15 protein-coding genes are annotated in these 15,559 nt (G+C 64.8%); 8 read left to right on the top strand and 7 right to left on the bottom strand.

Going from position 1 to position 15,559, the window contains the following annotated elements; all coding sequences use genetic code 11:
- Positions 1-245 precede the first annotated feature (245 nt).
- The 6 genes from D9V34_RS07640 to D9V34_RS07615 all read left to right on the top strand — a co-directional run bounded on the left by D9V34_RS07640 (position 246) and on the right by D9V34_RS07615 (position 5,232).
- Positions 246-731 (top strand): LysM peptidoglycan-binding domain-containing protein, encoded by a 486-nt coding sequence (locus D9V34_RS07640; RefSeq protein WP_121688234.1) that lies wholly within the window; start codon positions 246-248, stop codon positions 729-731.
- 69 nt (positions 732-800) lie between these two features.
- Positions 801-1,883 (top strand): histidinol-phosphate transaminase, encoded by a 1,083-nt coding sequence (locus D9V34_RS07635; protein ID WP_121688233.1) that lies wholly within the window; start codon positions 801-803, stop codon positions 1,881-1,883.
- Positions 1,880-2,488 carry an imidazoleglycerol-phosphate dehydratase HisB gene (gene hisB, locus D9V34_RS07630; RefSeq protein ID WP_030143067.1) on the top strand — a complete coding sequence of 203 codons (609 nt, stop codon included), beginning with the start codon at positions 1,880-1,882 and terminating at the stop codon, positions 2,486-2,488. Before D9V34_RS07635 ends, hisB begins: the two co-directional genes overlap by 4 nt.
- Positions 2,489-2,532: 44 nt before the next feature.
- On the top strand, positions 2,533-3,216 hold the full coding sequence (gene hisH, locus D9V34_RS07625; RefSeq protein WP_425454447.1) for an imidazole glycerol phosphate synthase subunit HisH: 684 nt from the start codon (positions 2,533-2,535) through the stop codon (positions 3,214-3,216).
- 207 nt (positions 3,217-3,423) lie between these two features.
- Positions 3,424-4,170, top strand: a complete 747-nt coding sequence (gene priA / locus D9V34_RS07620; RefSeq protein WP_121688232.1) for a bifunctional 1-(5-phosphoribosyl)-5-((5-phosphoribosylamino)methylideneamino)imidazole-4-carboxamide isomerase/phosphoribosylanthranilate isomerase PriA — start codon at positions 3,424-3,426, stop codon at positions 4,168-4,170.
- Positions 4,171-4,365: 195 nt separating this feature from the next.
- Positions 4,366-5,232 carry an SseB family protein gene (locus tag D9V34_RS07615; RefSeq protein WP_121688231.1) on the top strand — a complete coding sequence of 289 codons (867 nt, stop codon included), beginning with the start codon at positions 4,366-4,368 and terminating at the stop codon, positions 5,230-5,232.
- Between the two features lie 139 nt (positions 5,233-5,371).
- Here the strand turns inward: D9V34_RS07615 and D9V34_RS07610 are convergent, their stop codons facing one another.
- Genes D9V34_RS07610 through D9V34_RS07600 form a run of 3 tightly spaced genes read right to left on the bottom strand, consistent with a single transcriptional unit; the run spans position 5,372 to position 9,115 of the window.
- Positions 5,372-6,634, bottom strand: coding sequence for a hypothetical protein (locus D9V34_RS07610; RefSeq protein ID WP_121688230.1), 1,263 nt, complete (start codon positions 6,632-6,634; stop codon positions 5,372-5,374).
- Entirely contained in the window at positions 6,631-7,896 is a 1,266-nt protein-coding gene (locus D9V34_RS07605; RefSeq protein WP_183091904.1) for an MFS transporter, read from the bottom strand. The genes D9V34_RS07610 and D9V34_RS07605 overlap by 4 nt, the downstream gene beginning before the upstream one ends.
- Positions 7,889-9,115, bottom strand: a complete 1,227-nt coding sequence (locus D9V34_RS07600; protein WP_121688228.1) for an ATP-grasp domain-containing protein — start codon at positions 9,113-9,115, stop codon at positions 7,889-7,891. The genes D9V34_RS07605 and D9V34_RS07600 overlap by 8 nt, the downstream gene beginning before the upstream one ends.
- Positions 9,116-9,302: 187 nt before the next feature.
- Between D9V34_RS07600 and D9V34_RS07595 the strand changes: the two genes are divergently transcribed.
- The gene (locus D9V34_RS07595) at positions 9,303-10,046 is read left to right on the top strand and encodes a YqcI/YcgG family protein (RefSeq protein WP_183091903.1); all 744 of its coding nucleotides are present in this window, start codon (positions 9,303-9,305) and stop codon (positions 10,044-10,046) included.
- Positions 10,043-10,408, top strand: coding sequence for a hypothetical protein (locus D9V34_RS07590; RefSeq protein ID WP_121688227.1), 366 nt, complete (start codon positions 10,043-10,045; stop codon positions 10,406-10,408). The genes D9V34_RS07595 and D9V34_RS07590 overlap by 4 nt, the downstream gene beginning before the upstream one ends.
- A 108-nt stretch (positions 10,409-10,516) precedes the next feature.
- Here D9V34_RS07590 and D9V34_RS07585 read toward each other — a convergent pair whose 3' ends face one another.
- The 4 genes from D9V34_RS07585 to D9V34_RS07570 all read right to left on the bottom strand — a co-directional run bounded on the left by D9V34_RS07585 (position 10,517) and on the right by D9V34_RS07570 (position 15,475).
- Positions 10,517-11,338, bottom strand: a complete 822-nt coding sequence (locus D9V34_RS07585) for a DUF1684 domain-containing protein (protein WP_183091902.1) — start codon at positions 11,336-11,338, stop codon at positions 10,517-10,519.
- Positions 11,331-12,605, bottom strand: a complete 1,275-nt coding sequence (locus D9V34_RS07580) for an LLM class flavin-dependent oxidoreductase (RefSeq protein WP_121688225.1) — start codon at positions 12,603-12,605, stop codon at positions 11,331-11,333. Before D9V34_RS07580 ends, D9V34_RS07585 begins: the two co-directional genes overlap by 8 nt.
- A 46-nt stretch (positions 12,606-12,651) precedes the next feature.
- Positions 12,652-13,734, bottom strand: coding sequence for an LLM class flavin-dependent oxidoreductase (locus D9V34_RS07575; RefSeq protein WP_183091901.1), 1,083 nt, complete (start codon positions 13,732-13,734; stop codon positions 12,652-12,654).
- Positions 13,735-13,795: 61 nt separating this feature from the next.
- Positions 13,796-15,475: an ABC transporter substrate-binding protein gene (locus tag D9V34_RS07570; RefSeq protein WP_121688223.1), complete on the bottom strand. Its 1,680-nt coding sequence runs from the start codon at positions 15,473-15,475 to the stop codon at positions 13,796-13,798.
- Positions 15,476-15,559: the final 84 nt, after the last annotated feature.

The raw sequence follows: 15,559 nt of genomic DNA, 5'->3' as shown, positions 1-15,559 counted from the left end.
AAATCTCAAAAAGATTCGAATACCGGCTTGTGAATTCGATTATTCGAAGTTATATTCGAAACAGATGTTCTAACGCCCTTCGAAAACACCGACTCGGTACAGCAAACCCCGGTGTTGGATTTCCCCGTCTTCAGCACGCTTTCATTAAGACCGGCCACGGCTTCCACTCTCCGCCATTACTTCGCGGGGGTTGCGCCGCACGGGCACTCGCATCTGGGCAGCCCACCGGTACAGAGAGGTCAATCATGAGTACCGCAATCCTGAACCCCCGCCGTCCCGTTACCGCTCGTCCCTCCTTCGGATTCGAGCCCTCTTCTTCGGAGGCACCCGCCCGTGTCGCGGCCGCTTCCGCTGCCTCACCCGCATCCGCTGCTTCACCCGCACCCGCACCCGCATCCGGTGCCCGCCCCACGGGCAAGCTGCGTCTGACCCGTCGTGGCCGAATCGTCATCACCACCCTGGTGGCGCTGCCCCTGGTGATTGCGCTCCTGGTTGTAGGCCTGAGTGCCGGGGGAGCGGTTGCCTCCTCCACCCCGAGTGATGCCTCGTTCCACTATGTGACGGTGGAAAGTGGAGACACCCTGTGGCAGCTCGCTGTGTCGCTCGACCCCGCGGCCGACCCGCGCGATGTCATCGCCGAGATCCGTGACCTCAACCAGCTGCAGGGATCCGGGCTGGAAGCTGGTCAGCGTCTGGCCATCCCGCTGCGCTTCGACGCCCCCACGCGCTAGGCCCGCACACCCGTGCAGACTGGGCAAATGTGCGCCCTGTCGCTCGGAGTGACTGGGTAAACTTTCCCCGTGACCACTCTTGACGATCTGCCCCTCCGCGATAATCTGCGCGGCCAAGTCCCCTACGGCGCACCGCAGTTGAACGTGCCCGTTGCGCTCAACGTCAACGAGAACACCCATCGCATCCCCGAGGCGGTGGCCCACGACATCGTCGCCCGCATCGCCGAGACCGTCATCGGGCTCAACCGGTATCCGGATCGCGAGTTCAGCGGTCTGCGCGAACGTCTGGCGCGCTACCTCGGCCACGGACTGACCGCAGAGAACCTCTGGGCCGCCAACGGTTCCAATGAGGTGCTGCAGCACGTCCTCTCCGCCTTTGCCGGCCCCGGACGCACGCTGCTCGGGTTTGCCCCCACCTATTCGATGTACTCCCTCCTGGCCGCCGGTGGCGACACCACCTGGATTCCCGGTCTGCGGGACGACGAGTATGAGCTCTCCGCCGAGACCGCGGTGGCTCAGGTACGTGAACACCAGCCCAACGTGGTGTTCCTCTGTTCCCCGAACAACCCCACCGGTACCCCGATTAACCTGGAGACCATCGCGGCGATCTACGACGCCACCGATGGCGTGGTTGTTGTGGATGAGGCATATGCCGAATTCGCTCCCGACGGCACCGAGAGCGCGCTGAGCCTGCTGCCGGGCCGTCCTCGCCTGCTGATCTCCCGCACCATGAGTAAGGCCTTCGCCTTTGCCGGTGCCCGGGTGGGCTACCTGGCCGCCGATCCGGCGGCGATCGACGCGCTGCGTCTGGTGCGTTTGCCGTACCACCTCTCGGCCCTCACCCAGGCGGCCGCCGAGGCGGCTCTTGACCACACCGACGAAATGCTGGCGATGGTCGACGACATCCGCGGCCAGCGGGACCGCATCGTGGCCCGTCTGAGTGAACTCGGCTACACCCCGCACCGTACCCACTCCAACTTTGTGCTGTTCGGCGGGGTCGAGGACCCCCAGGCGCTGTTCACCGCCCTGCTGGAACGCGGCATCCTGATTCGCGATGTCGGCATCCCCGGACACCTGCGAGTGAGCGCCGGAACCGAGTCCGAAACCACCGCCTTCCTCGAGGCCCTGAGCGCGCTAAGCTCAAAGGCATGACCAGCGCACCTCGGACCGCGAAGATTACGCGGGCAACCAGTGAATCCTCGATTGAGCTCGAAATCAACCTCGACGGCACCGGCCGCAGCGAGATTGAAACCTCCGTGCCCTTCTACGACCACATGCTCACCGCATTCGCCAAGCACTCGCTGACCGATCTGCGGGTCAAGGCTACCGGCGACACCCACATCGACGTTCACCACACGGTGGAGGACATCGGCATTGCCCTGGGCTTGGCGATCCGCGAAGCCCTCGGCGACAAGGCCGGAATCGCCCGCTACGGCGATGCGCTGTGCCCGCTGGATGAGGCCCTGGCTCAGGCCGTGGTCGACATCTCCGGTCGTCCGTTCCTGGTGCACACCGGTGAGCCCGCCGGGTTTGAGTTCCACCTCATCGGTGGACACTTCACCGGATCGATGATCCGGCACGTCTTCGAGGCGATCACCTTCAACGCCGGCCTCACCGTCCACATTGATGTGCGCTCGGGTCGCGACCCGCACCACATCGCCGAAGCCGAGTTCAAGGCGTTCGCCCGCGCGTTCCGTCAGGCCAAGGCCTTCGACCCGCTGGTTGAGGGCATCCCGTCCACGAAGGGCAAGCTGTGAGCGACACCACCCCGGCAAGCAACTCCTCGGGAGGAGACGTCACCCTGGTGAGCGACACCGCGGTGGAGGAAACCCCTCCGGCCGCCCGCCGTCCCCGCGTTGTCGTCTTCGACTACGGATCGGGCAACGTCCACTCTGCGGTGAAGGCCCTGGAAAAGGCCGGCGCCGATGTCACCCTGAGTGGAGACTTCACCGAGGCCATGGCTGCCGACGGACTGTTTGTCCCCGGTGTGGGTGCGTTTGACGCGGTCATGGCCGCACTGGAATCTTCCGGTGGCGCCCGCATCATCGATAAGCGCATCACCGGTGGCAAGCCGGTACTGGGCGTGTGCGTGGGCCTGCAGGTCATGTTTGACCGGGGGACCGAGCGCGGCGTGGAAACCGAGGGCCTGGGCCAGTGGCCCGGATCGATCACCGAGCTGCCCGCCGAAGTTGTGCCGCACATGGGCTGGAACACGGTTCGGGTCCCCGAGAACTCCCGCCTGTTCCGCGGTCTCGAGGACGAGCGCTTCTACTTTGTTCACTCCTATGCGGCGCAGGAATGGCTGCTGGATGTGATTCCCCCCTTCACGGAACCGGCCCTCACCTGGGCCGACCACGGTGTTCCCTTCCTGGCCGCGATCGAAAACGGACCGCTCACGGCCACCCAGTTCCACCCCGAAAAGTCGGGGGAGGCGGGGATCACCCTGCTGCGGAACTGGCTGGACACCCTGCCCCTCCCGGAGTAGCCACACCCCGGCACCTGGTCGTCCGCGGGTATCCGCCCGGCGCACCGACCACCTCCACCCCTCTCGCGGGTCGAACACGACCGACACCGAACGTGTTCCTCTCGCACCCTCGCGGGCCGAACACCGCCGACACCGGCATCGTTCACCCACCACCCAGCGAATCCCGTCGATCCCGACGCGGATTCGCCTCTAGGACACAAGGACAACATGAGCGAGTTCAACAACACCCCGGCACTCGAACTGCTGCCGGCCGTGGACGTGGCCGACGGTAAGGCCGTCCGCCTGACCCAGGGCGAAGCCGGATCCGAAACCAACTACGGTGACCCCGTCGACGCGGCCCTGGACTGGGCCAAGCAGGGGGCCGAGTGGATCCACCTGGTCGACCTGGACGCAGCCTTCGGTCGGGGCAACAACCAGGCCGTCATCCGTCGCGTGATCAAGGCCGTGCACGGCGTGAAGATCGAACTCTCCGGTGGCATCCGCGACGACGAGAGCCTGGAAGCGGCCCTGGAAAGCGGCGTCACCCGGATCAACCTGGGCACCGCCGCCCTGGAAAACCCCGAGTGGGCCGCCAACGTCATCGGTCGCTACGGCGACGCGATCGCCGTGGGCCTCGACGTGCGCGGCACGACCCTCGCCGCCCGCGGCTGGACCCGCGATGGTGGCGACCTGTGGACCGTGCTGGAGCGCCTCGAAGAGGCCGGCTGCACCCGCTACGTGCTGACCGATGTGACCAAGGACGGCACCCTGCAGGGCCCGAACATCCAGCTGCTCCAGGACGTCATGGAGCGCACCAACCGCCCGGTTGTGGCCTCCGGTGGCATCTCCAGCCTCGACGACATCGCCGCCCTGCGCGAGCTGGTGCCGCTGGGCCTCGAGGGTGCAATCGTCGGCAAGGCACTGTACAACGGCAACTTCACCCTGCCCGAGGCCCTGGACGTGGCCTCCAACTAGGCATTCCACACAGGCCCGGTACCTCGCTCTGGGGTTCCGGGCCTGTTGTGTGCGCGCCGAATCCGACGGGCCGATAGGCTGGATATGGTCATCTGCGCGGCCCATCAGCCGCGAATTGGCCCGCCCCACACCCGGCGGCTCATCCCGCCGCACCCCACCATCCACCCGATGGTTTCGTTCCCGCGAGGAGACAGCATGACCGAGCACACCCCGGCCGACCCACACGCACACGGTGCCGGCTGCGATCACGGCACCCCCGATGATCCCACCGGGATTCGTGCCCGGATCGCTGCCCTCGCCGGCAACACCGCGGACAGCGCGGACCAGTCCTGGGAGGGACGCACCTTCCAGGCTCACGACAACGCCTACGCCGAGGATGACGGCAGCGCGCCCGCCGAGCTCGCCGAGGCCCAGCGCCGGTTCGTCGCAGGGGAGGGGAGCGCCGAGGCCATCGTGGATGCGTTCCGCACCGCGCGCCTGCTGATCCCCCTGGTTGCCCATGCCGGGGATGTGGGGCTCAATGCCCACGGCCAGGAGGTTGACAAGACTCAGGAGCTCTCAATCATCACCGTCGCCGGACCCGACGGACGCAACGTCCTGCCGGTCTTCTCCTCGGTGGACGCCATGCGGGCCTGGAACCCCAAGGCTCGGCCCGTTCCCGCCGACGGCATTCGCGTGGCCCTGGCCGCAGCCGAGGAGAATACCGACCTGGTGGTGCTGGATGCCACCACCCCGCTGGAATTTGTGATCCGCCGTCCGGCACTCTGGGCCGTGGCCCGCGAGGAATCCTGGATTCCCAGCTTCCAGGATCCCGAGGTGTTTGCCGCATTTGTATCGTCCATCGGCACCGAACTCTCGGTGCTGGACGTGGCACTGTCCACCGCCGACCCGCTCTCGCGCCTGCACGGGCCGGAGCTCGTGGTGACCCTGACCCTGGTGCAGGGTCTCGACCGAGAGATGCTTGACGCCGTGCTGCAGCGCCTCGCTCAGCGCTGGGCCCAGGATGACGTGATCGCTACGCGGGCGGATTCCCTCACCGTCCGCCTCCGCTCCTCCGAGTAGCGTGCCGATGCATTGACTCGTGCGTCCGCCTCCGCTCCTCCGAGTAGCGTGCCGATGCACTGACTCGTGCGTCCGCCTCCGCTCCTCCGAGTAGCGGGTCGATACCGTCCGCCGTGTCCGCAGAGGGGCGTCGCACGGGCTAGTCCTGTGCGAAAAACGAGTCGAAAACCCGGCGCACCCGCATTTCGTCGCGGTCTAACTCCGCTTCGTTTTCGGCCGTGAGAAAGCACAGGCCCAGGCGGAGGCTGCTGTTGAGGTCGGTCGTTCGCGCCACAAAGCTGCCGGGAGAGAGTCCCAGATCGATGGAAAAAACCGACGGGATGGTCAGGAACTTCTCACTGTCGACGGTTTCCCCGACGGTTCCGTCGCGGAGACGGTGGAAGAAAACAATCCTTCCGCAACGTGCAAGCGCATAACCATCCGGCGGGACCGTGCCGTTGGCTATGCGGGAAACTTCTCGATGAATCTGTGAGCTTCCGGTCAGCTCAAATGTCTTGGCCGGGTGCATTGCACCATGCGCCCGCGCGCCAAAATCGATGAGGCGTGGCTGGCCAGCCCGCACCATGATCTCCAGGTGGCTGCATCCGTTCTCTCGCCCCAGAGCGTCTAAGACCAATCGTGCATGGTCGATCACGAGTCTCGCCGGTGGCGCACTCTGCTCAAGCCAATCGAGCCGTGAATAGACAAACAACCCATCCGCGGAGAGTACCTTCTGATAGGCACACACGTTAGCGATCGAGTGCACTCCGTCGAAGCTGACTGTGTCCACCACGTACTCGGTGCCCGCAAAATACTCCTGTGCAAGAACGCAGGTCACGGGCGTGCCGAAGGCATCCTCCGCATCGAACAGGGTCGAGAGATGCTCACCTGCCTGCGCGATCGACGTGACGCGAGCAACGCCGATCGACCCGGCCCCGATGGAGGGTTTGAGGACCAGCGAATCCTGGGCAAAATCAACTGTGGAGACAAACGCGAGACCCTCGGCTTTGGAATGGAGCTCGCGAGAGTGCAGGGCCGGAACACCCCGGTCGGACAGTCGATGTGCGAGTGCGGCCTTGTCGAACAGCACCGATGACGTCTGTGAGGGTATCGGCGCACGGGTATCCGCCACCGCCGTCTGGAGGAGGAGAGCGACGGGCACTCCCGCTTCGGAACCGGCGATGATGTGCCGAACGCCCAGTCGAAAGAGCGAGTGCACGAGGCTCGTGATGTCTGCTCGCTCCATGGAGGGGAGGATGAGACCGCCCTGATGCGCGCAACCACGTGAGGAAGCATTTTTCTGATGCGTGGCGGCGACTCCTCTCGGGGTGGTGATGACGAGCACGTCGATGCCGTGCTCTGCCAGCAGGGGCGGGTACATTTGCCCGCTGCTCAGCGGATCTACCAGGGCGACGATTGTCATGGTGTTCCCTGTTCGGTTGTGGGAGCGGCCTGGGCGACGGGGTTTTCGGTCATGGTCGCGGAGCCGAGAGGCCGGCGAAGAAGCGCACCGAGGAGCACACTCAATCCCAGGCCGATCGCAAGAATTACCAGCCAGATGTATGCCGCCGCGGTGAAGTAGAGGGCGACCCCGGCGGCCGGACCCAGGGCAAACCCGAGGGCCTGCATCGAACTGAGATAGCCCTGGTAGCGAGCGGACTTCCCGGCCGGCGCGAGCCTGGCCGCTACAGTGTTCGCGACGGGGGCAAACATCATCTCGCCGAACGTAAAAATCAGTGCCCCGGCAACCATCACCACGGGGACTGCAACACATGCTCCCGCCAGAAAAATACCCGTGGACATCAGGGCAATCCCGAGAGTCAACGGAATCCACGGAGCGAAGCGGCGGGTGAGGATGCTGAGCGGTACCTCTCCGATGATGACGGTTGCCGAGTTGATCAGGATGAGCGTGCTGTAGATCGCCAATCCCGTGTGTTCGGCTCGAATCGCAAGGGGGAGCGTGGATTGGAACTGCGCGTAGAGTGCGGCGGTGATTCCGAGGGCACCGAGGGTAATCCCGACAACCGTGCCATGGGAGGGGCCGCCGTGAGTGTGTGTGCTTCCCGTGGCGAGGGGGTGAGGGTCGGTATTTTGAGGGATGTGACGCGGAGTGAGCAGGAGGACCAGGGCGGCGATCAGATTTGCGATGGCACTGTAGAGAAAGAGCCGGTCAAAATACGTCTCGCCTAAGATCATCGCGATCAGCGGGCTCGATGTGGTTCCGATGTTGAGGAACAGTCGAAACGTGGCAAATCGCGTGGTGAGGGTTTTCTCCGAGCGTGATGTTCGCTGAACTAGAGTCGCGGCCGGCGGAATGAATGCCGCGGTCATGCCGCTTGCAAGAATCATGCAGCCAAGCGCCACGGGAATCCCCGGATTCGCGGCGAGAACCGCGAGCACAACCGCATTGATGACGGAAACCGATATGAGGATGCTCCGCGGAGAAAACCGATCGGCTAGGCGTCCGCTCAGCACCGAACTGAGCATGGAGAATACGCCCGCCACGGTGAGAACCACGACGATGGAATTGGGGCCGAGCGTCGTGGACGTGAGGTAGATCGACCCGAATATTGAGAGAAACCCGCCCGATCTTCCCACCAGGGTGGAGAGGCCCACGACGGCCAGGGTGCGCCGAGAACGGTGCCCGGAATTCGGGGTGATGGTTTCCTCGGCGGGCTTAGCCATCGGTGAGGACAAGTTGTGTGTCCCGGGCGATCGAATGAACCAGCGCGTGGGCCTCGCGCGCATCCGGGCCGTAGCCGATCACCAGGCCGACGCGTGAAAGAAAAGCAGTGGGAGGCGGTGCCACAAAGTCCCCGGCGGTGAGCAGCTGCTCCGTCTGAATATGGACACCGGTGGGCAGTGTCACCGCGGGCCAGACGATGTTTTTGAAGAACCCGGCTTTTTGCGGGACGATGAATGCGATGGCCGCTCCGCCTTTCCCGGCTTTGTCCGGGACTACGGTTTCGAGATGATGCCCGAGTGCGAGCTGGGTGGCGATCACTGCCAGGTTGACTCCGCCGGCGAGAAACCCGATATGGGGGACGAGGTCGCCGCCGAGGCGGGCATTTGCCTCGATGAGCCTTGGGCCATGAGGAGAGAGCCGGAACTCGATGTGGGTGATGCCCTGGTCAAAACCACTGCGGGTGTGTATGTCGTGCACGATCCGTGTGATGGCGGGGTAAACATCGGTGAAGCGGGACGGGGAGTGATGCTCCACCTCCTCAAAATACGGCGCGAGTCCCAGGGTCTTGTCCGAAATAAAGTGGACCGTCGTGAGGCCGTTGCTGATCGAGGAGTCGACGCTGATCTCCTCACCCTCCACATACTCCTCGATGAGCACCCCGGCATGGGCGCTGGTCACGGTTCCCACCGTGGCCTCACTCGCGAGATTGACAGCGGCGGGTAGGGCTTCTGCCCGCGTCACCAGGGAGACACCAATGCTCCCGCCGAGCGACCGCGGCTTGACCACGACCGGGTACCCAATCTGTGCCGCGGCTTCGCGTGCTTCGGCGACGGTGTGAGCGACCCGGAATCGAATCGCATAGTCCTGATCCCACGTCAGCGCCCGCATGGACGCCTTGTCCTTCAACAAGCCCACCGCTTCGGGGGTAGCACCGGGGAGGGAGAGGGTGGCCACGAGTCGTGCCGTGAGCTCGACGTAGCGTTCGTCGACGGTCAGGATTCCCCGGACCTTGCCCGCGATGAGCGCGAGGATGGAGCCTTCGGCTGCCGCATCATTGAGCGGTAACTCGGTGATGTTTGCGCAGTATTCGTGGTGCCAGGGCTCGGCGGCAGCGTCGTCGGTAATCAGCCAGATTTCCGCGACGCTGCGCGCCGCCCGCAGGACGTATTCACGAAATGCTCGTGGGACGTGGCCCACGATTGCAATCCTCGGTGTCATCTTGTGCGCTCCTCGGGTTTTTGGTCTGAGTACAACTTCAAAGGGGTTGGGGGCTACGCTATCCCCAATGCCCCGAGGTAATCAACTAAATACCAGATCAGCATTAATTTTGACAACGATCGTAATCTCATTTGAGGTGGGTCGAGGACGGCTCGAGAGGGTCAACACGAGAGAAACCGGTGGGAAAATGAGTAACCCAAATATCCTGGTGAGCAGTGTTTCCGAAGCGCCTGACGGATGGCAACGGGATGCGATTCAGAATTTCGAGTTGCGTTTACTGGATGCGCAGAACCCATTCCCCTGCATCTTCGGAGTGGGAGCGATGGCCCAGGGAACCCTGAGATTCGGGTTCGTGGCGGACAGTGGCGGACAGGACTCCAATTTGGCACATCTCCTGACGCTGTTCACGCAGGTGTGCCGGGATCTGGGCAACCGAACGTCGCTGGTGTGCTTCTTTGAATCCTGGGCTGTGGAGCGGAATCACGACGCGTATTTTCGACATTTCTGGGCGCTGCTGCACCATACCTCGACCCACGATGACGACTCCTGGCCGGTGGAGGTAGACCGGCATCCAGAACATGCCCTGTTCGAATTCAGTTTTGGTGGCGAGGCAATGTTTGTGGTGGCAAATACTGACCTGCATACCCAGCGAAAAAGTAGGTACTTCGAACGAGTGACGCTGACGTTTCAACCACGATTTGTTTTCGACGGGCTCGAAGCGGGAGGCGCGAAGGGCGACCGTGCACGCAGCATCATTCGAGCGCGTCTCGCCACCTACGATGCGGCACCGGTCAGCGAGCAACTGGGTAACTATGGTGACTCGAATAATCGCGAATGGCGTCAGTATTACCTCGATGATGGGCAGCACGCTCAGATTCCATCGGAGTGCCCCGTGCACACCTTTTCTCCAGGGGCGGAAACGGTGGCATGATGACGATCGCACCGGAGATTTTGAGCGAGCCCGTGTTGACCATTACCGCCGCGATCGAACGCTACGCACCGACCCAGGGCGGAATCGAGTTTCAGACCGATATTGCGGGGAAGGTGCACGACTGGCACAGCCACTCGGTTTCCGAGCGCATCGTTGTCCTTACCGGGGCGCTGAGCGTGTCATGGGTGCACGGTGAGAATGGCCGAATCGGCGAGGCAGAGGCACTGACCGGCGATCGGGTTGAGCTACCCGCGCACCTTATCCATCGCTCCGTCGCGGGTGCCGACGGCTGTGCCTACCTGATCTGCCCGGAGGGGGGAGTGGCGGCGGCTACAACGCCACACATCGTCGATCATCGCTGAGAGTTCGGCTGGGTGTTGACCCTTCGGCTCCAGCGGGCAGCGTGCCTGCCGTGGGATGCACAACACCCCACCGTGCTCATACACGGCGGGGTGTTCTGCTGGACGGTCCTAGTGGTGGCGGTAGGGTGCGCCGCTGGCGTCCACCGGGAGGCGCTCACCCGCGAGTACCCGCAGCGGCAGGCGGTTATCCGGCGCGGGTAGCGGGCACACGTAGTGGTCGCTGAAGCCGCAGGGCGGGACAAACGCACGGTTGAAGTCGATCACCGTGTTGCCCTCGGCATCGGCGGCGGGGACCGTGAGAAAGCGGAACCTGTAGGTTTCATCCTCGGCACCGCGGTCGTTCCCGGTCTGATCGGCAAACACCACCGAGTAGGCGTTCCCCGCGGCGGTAGCCACGAGTGCTGCCCAGTGCCCGTTGATGTTGACGTGCAGGCGGCCCGAGAGCGGCTTGTCCTGGACAAATCCGTCCACCAGTTCGATCGCCAGGGTCTCATCCGCGGCGGCCTCGAATCGGGCCGGGAACACCCAGGCAGGGTCGGGGGTAAACGCGGCGATGTCCGTGATCGCCCGACGGGTTTCACTGCGCGGGGTGAGTACCCGCAGGGCCAGATCTTCCCCGCGGCCAAACGCCCGCAGGATGATGTCGCCATACTCGACATCGGTGCCGGGCTCGACCCGCAGGGTGGTGGCCGGGACCTCGACGTTGGTGGGGAGCAGCCCCACGATCGCCTCGCCTTCGCGCTGCCAGGTGCCCGGCAGCCCGGGAACCTCCTGAGCGTGTTCGGTGAGCCAGTGGGTCCCGATCAGCGAGGCGATGCCGTAGGGCGAGAGCGTGGCGTCGAGGCGGGCCTCGTGCCAGGCCGCCCACTCGGCGGTGAAGGCGTCACCAGCGAGGGCAGAGTCGGCGGGTGTGGTGCTGGTCTCAGACATGGGTGGAAATCCGTTCCTGTTCGGTGTGGGTGGCGGCATCGGTGGTGCCGGAGAGTACCGTGCCCGAACGCTCGTGCGCGAAGCGCTCCTGCTCGGCGCGAATCTGCTCGGGGGTGAGCGGACGGATCGCATCGGCCAGTGCCGCCTCGCGCTGCGCCGCCCAGCCCGCCTGAATCAGCGGGTAGGCCTCCTCCAGCAGGATCCGCGCCTTCTCCACCGTTTCCTCGAGGGTGTGCAGCGCCGGGTGAATGCCGAGGATCAACTCGTCGGTCAGCGCGATGGTGGGGTCGGCCAGCAGGTCGGCGGCGAGTTCCTCGGGGGTGCCCCAGATGAAGTTGTCGGAGAGTAGCTGATCGGGGATCGAGGCGGTGAGATCCACCCGGCCGATCTTCGCGGCGAACTCGTTCCAGCGGCCCGCACGCTCTCCGGCCTCGGCGAGCGCCGCGGCTGTGGAGACACCCGGATAGGCGGTGCGCGAGGTCACCACATACGGGGTGCGGGTGTCGCCCCAGGTTTCGTGGAATACCCGACGGTACTCGCGCACCGAGTACGCCTGACGCTGCTGGAATCCGGCGCGCGCCTCGGCGGTCCGCTCGCTGCCGTTGCCGAAGCGCTCCAGGATGAAGCCATCCCCGCGCACAGCCGCGGCCCGGATCGTGTTGATGTTCGAGCTGCCGTGGACCACGCGTCCGGTCAGTCCGGCGTTTGCCGGCCAGATGTGTGCGCTGCCCTCGGGCACCTGCGATCCCTCGAGCGCCCAGTGCAGCGAGTCGATCTTGTGCTCGAAGTTGGCATCACGGTCCTTCTCCCAGGCGTTGAACACGTGGAACGAGTCCGAGGGGACCCCCTTGCCCACGCCGAGGATCAGGCGTCCGCCGGAGAGGTGGTCGATGACCGCCACGTCCTCGGCGACCCGGATCGGATCGTCCAGCACGATCGGCAGCACCGCGGTGCCCAGCCCGATCTTTGAGGTTGCCACCGCCGCGGCACCGAGGAACGCGTACGGGCTCGGGAGCGCTGCCCAGCCCGAGTGGAAGTGCCGGGTCGCGATCCACGCGCTGTCATAGCCGAGCTTTTCCAGCTCCTGGAACAGCAGGATGTTCTCGCGGTAGATGGTCGTGGTGTCGGTGTTCTGATCCAGGTGGGTGATGAAACCCACCCGCAGGCGCTCACCGATCACCGTGGAGCCCAGCGGCGCGGTGGTCCCGAGCCCCGCGATCTCATTGGGTTCGGGACGACGGCTGACGGGAAAATCTGCGGTGCTCATGCGGTTACCTCCACTGGGTGTTGGACTATGCGGATGGACTCGATGTTCATACGCCCACCTCCACGGCGCTCTGATACGGTGCCAGGTTCTCGCCGCTGGGGCGGAAGGGAATGGGGCGTTCGACGTAGGGGACCGCGGTGGTCGGGGTGGATCCACGCAGCCCCGGCAGCTGGGTCGCAAACAGTTCGATGGATTCGAGGATGTGTGCGGGCTTGACGTGTGGTCCCTGGAACTGGATCGCGGTCTGCTCGGTCCCGTCGAACTGGTCGGTCCAGCGCCAGATCGAGTCCGCCACTTCCTCGGGGGTCCCGACGGCGAAGGAGAGCTTCTCGGCGATATCGTCGAAGTCAGCACTGTCCGGGCCGCCGCGCCAGTCCACCTTCAGGTAGATGGCCGCGTACTCGCGCAGGAACTCGACCGCGCGCTCGCGGGCGAGTTCCCGGGTGGGTGCCACCAGGCCCGAGCGCAGGTGAATAACCTCGCCGCCGGGGACTTTTTCCCGGTATTCGGCGTTGAGGGCCAGGCGCGCCTCGAGTGGCATCGGGCGCGGGATCATCAGCCGGTAGCCGTGGGCGGAGGCCAGCTCGATGGCGTTGCGTCCGGCGGCGGTCCAGATGACGTCGCGGGCGGGGCGCCCGGCGGGCGGGGAGATCTCCACGTTGTCAAAATCGTAGAACTCGCCGTGGAAGGTGACCCGGCCGTTGTCGATGGCCTGACGCAGGATTTCGTGCACCTCGCGGGAGCGGGCCGATCCCTCACCGGGAATCAGACCGTACACGCCCAGCAGGTGGTCGGTGCCGGCACCGCTGCCGACTCCGAGATCGAGGCGTCCACCCGAGAGCGCATCCAGCAGCAGAGCGGATTCGGCGAGCCGGATCGGGTGATAGAAGGGCGCGCACACCACCGAGGTTCCCAGGCGAATGTTGGTGGTTTTGGCGCTCAGCCGAGCGAGAAACAGCAGCGGGTCCGGAACCTCGCCGCGGGCGTTCTGGTGGTGTTCGGTGACCCAGACTCCGTTGTAGCCGAGCTGGTCGCCGAGGACCACCTGCTCCTCGATATCGCGGTAGAGGGCGGCGGGGTTTTGACCGTTGGTGACGTCACCGTAGTAGAAGAGGTCGATGCGGGGCATGATGTGTCCTTTCAGCCGGCGGGCATCCGAGGGGATGCCCGCCGATCGGGGGGGGGAAGGGTTACTTGGCGAGCCAGACGTCGTAGAACGCGTCGGTGTAGCCCACCGCATCAAACTTCCAGCCGTGCACCTTGGAAGTGGTGCCGACGATCTTCTTGGGCACGTACAGCGGAATCGCGAAGCCCTCATCGAGGATGCGCTGCTGGACCTTCTGGGCCTCGGCGATGCGCACCTTGGGATCGGAGTTGGTGCTCACGATCTTGCCCGACTCGTCGATCTGCGGGTCGGAGAGCAGACCGTAGTTGATACCCGAACCGCCACCCTCCTTGGGGATGGAGTTGGTCTGGAACGGCTGGATGGTGACCCCTACATCGGCGTAGCCGCGGGAGGAATCGGCGAGGTTGTGCTCGTTCTTGGCCAGCTGCGCGGTAAATGCGGCGGTGTCATACGGGGTGCGGATGACCTCAAAACCCGCCTTTTTCAGCGAGGAGGCGATGGCTTCGCCGAGCTGCTGGCGCTGGTCGGTCTGCACGTAGAGCGAGTCCACGGCCCAGTTGATGGTGAGGCGCTTGCCGTCCTTGGTGCGGTAGCCGTCGCTGTCGGTTTCGGTATATCCGGCCTGATCCAGCAGCTTCGCGGCGGCCTTGGGATCAAAGTTCCAGCTCTTCTCGAGCGACTTATCGTAGGAGCCCAGCGGCGGAGTGTCGGGCAGCGTGGTGGTCCAGGCCTTGGTGTACTTGCCCGCGTAGACGCTCTTGAGGAGGCCGTCCACGTCGATCGCGTCACGGAAGGCGAGGCGCACGTTCTTGTCATCGAACGGGGCGATATTGGGGTTCAGCGCCAGATAGTAGGGGGTTCCGGTGTTGTCCTTTTCCAGGATCTGGCCGCCCGCGGCGGTGACCTCGGGGATGTTTAGCGGCGGAACCTGATCGATTGCATCGGCCTGCTTGGAACCGAGCGCCCCGATGCGCGCCTGGGGTTCGGGCACAAACTGGATCGTGACCTCATCGAGGTAGGCGGGACCGGTGTGGCCCCAGGTGCTGGGTGCCCACGCGTAGTCTGGGTTCTTTTCCAGGACGATCTTGGAGCCCTTGACGTAGTCTTTGACCTTGAACGGTCCCGATCCCACCGACAGCTTGGGGTTCGCCGATAGTTCGGCGGGGGTGTGCTCGGTGAGCACCTTGCCCGAGTAGATCGGCCAGTGCGGGGTCGAGAGGGCGTGGATAAACGCGGCGTTCGGGCGCGACAGGGTCACCTTCAGGGTGCTGTCATCCAGGACCTCATTGGACACGATGCCGGTGGAGGCGGTGCCCAGCCCGGTCTCGTTGAGGGGGCGGTCGAGGTTTTGCTTGAGTACCCCGGCGTTGAATGGGCTCCCGTCCTGGAACTTCACGTCGGTGCGCAGGGTGAAGGTGTAGGTCAGGCCGTCCTCGCTGACCTCCCACTTGGTGGCCAGGCCCGGCTTATAGGTGCCGTCCTCGGCCTGCACGGTCACCGTGTCAAAGATCGAGGAGTTGATCGAGTTGAGGTTGAGGCTCGGGACGCGCTGACCGTCCCAGGTGGGCGGTTCGGTGTTGGCCAGGTAGCGCAGGGTGCCGCCGCTGACCGGGCTCGCCGAGGTACCAGCGTTGCCGGATGACCCGGGGTTCGGGGAGGCGGACGCCGAGCAGGCGGTCAGGGCGAAGGCGGTGAGCAGGGCGGTGGCGCCAAGCAGTGCCGCGTTGCGGGTGCGATTTCGCATGGGTGGTGCCTTTCAGGGGTGAGGGTGAGGAGTGAGGGCGGTGACGGTGATCAGATCGCGGGATTGGGGGTGCCGATGGTTGGG

It is taken from the genome of Mycetocola lacteus (assembly GCF_003667575.1).
GTDB lineage: Bacteria > Actinomycetota > Actinomycetes > Actinomycetales > Microbacteriaceae > Mycetocola > Mycetocola lacteus.
This window is presented reverse-complemented; position numbering and strand designations above follow the sequence as displayed.

What these genes read in the sequence shown, in the direction of transcription:
- D9V34_RS07640 (WP_121688234.1), top strand. Translation starts at nt 246, where the DNA reads ATGAGTACCGCAATCCTGAACCCCCGCCGTCCCGTTACCGCTCGTCCC.
- hisB (WP_030143067.1), top strand. Translation starts at nt 1,880, where the DNA reads ATGACCAGCGCACCTCGGACCGCGAAGATTACGCGGGCAACCAGTGAA.
- priA (WP_121688232.1), top strand. Translation starts at nt 3,424, where the DNA reads ATGAGCGAGTTCAACAACACCCCGGCACTCGAACTGCTGCCGGCCGTG.
- D9V34_RS07615 (WP_121688231.1), top strand. Translation starts at nt 4,366, where the DNA reads ATGACCGAGCACACCCCGGCCGACCCACACGCACACGGTGCCGGCTGC.
- D9V34_RS07610 (WP_121688230.1), bottom strand. Translation starts at nt 6,634, where the DNA reads ATGACAATCGTCGCCCTGGTAGATCCGCTGAGCAGCGGGCAAATGTAC.
- D9V34_RS07605 (WP_183091904.1), bottom strand. Translation starts at nt 7,896, where the DNA reads ATGGCTAAGCCCGCCGAGGAAACCATCACCCCGAATTCCGGGCACCGT.
- D9V34_RS07600 (WP_121688228.1), bottom strand. Translation starts at nt 9,115, where the DNA reads ATGACACCGAGGATTGCAATCGTGGGCCACGTCCCACGAGCATTTCGT.
- D9V34_RS07595 (WP_183091903.1), top strand. Translation starts at nt 9,303, where the DNA reads ATGAGTAACCCAAATATCCTGGTGAGCAGTGTTTCCGAAGCGCCTGAC.
- D9V34_RS07590 (WP_121688227.1), top strand. Translation starts at nt 10,043, where the DNA reads ATGATGACGATCGCACCGGAGATTTTGAGCGAGCCCGTGTTGACCATT.
- D9V34_RS07585 (WP_183091902.1), bottom strand. Translation starts at nt 11,338, where the DNA reads ATGTCTGAGACCAGCACCACACCCGCCGACTCTGCCCTCGCTGGTGAC.
- D9V34_RS07580 (WP_121688225.1), bottom strand. Translation starts at nt 12,605, where the DNA reads ATGAGCACCGCAGATTTTCCCGTCAGCCGTCGTCCCGAACCCAATGAG.
- D9V34_RS07575 (WP_183091901.1), bottom strand. Translation starts at nt 13,734, where the DNA reads ATGCCCCGCATCGACCTCTTCTACTACGGTGACGTCACCAACGGTCAA.
- D9V34_RS07570 (WP_121688223.1), bottom strand. Translation starts at nt 15,475, where the DNA reads ATGCGAAATCGCACCCGCAACGCGGCACTGCTTGGCGCCACCGCCCTG.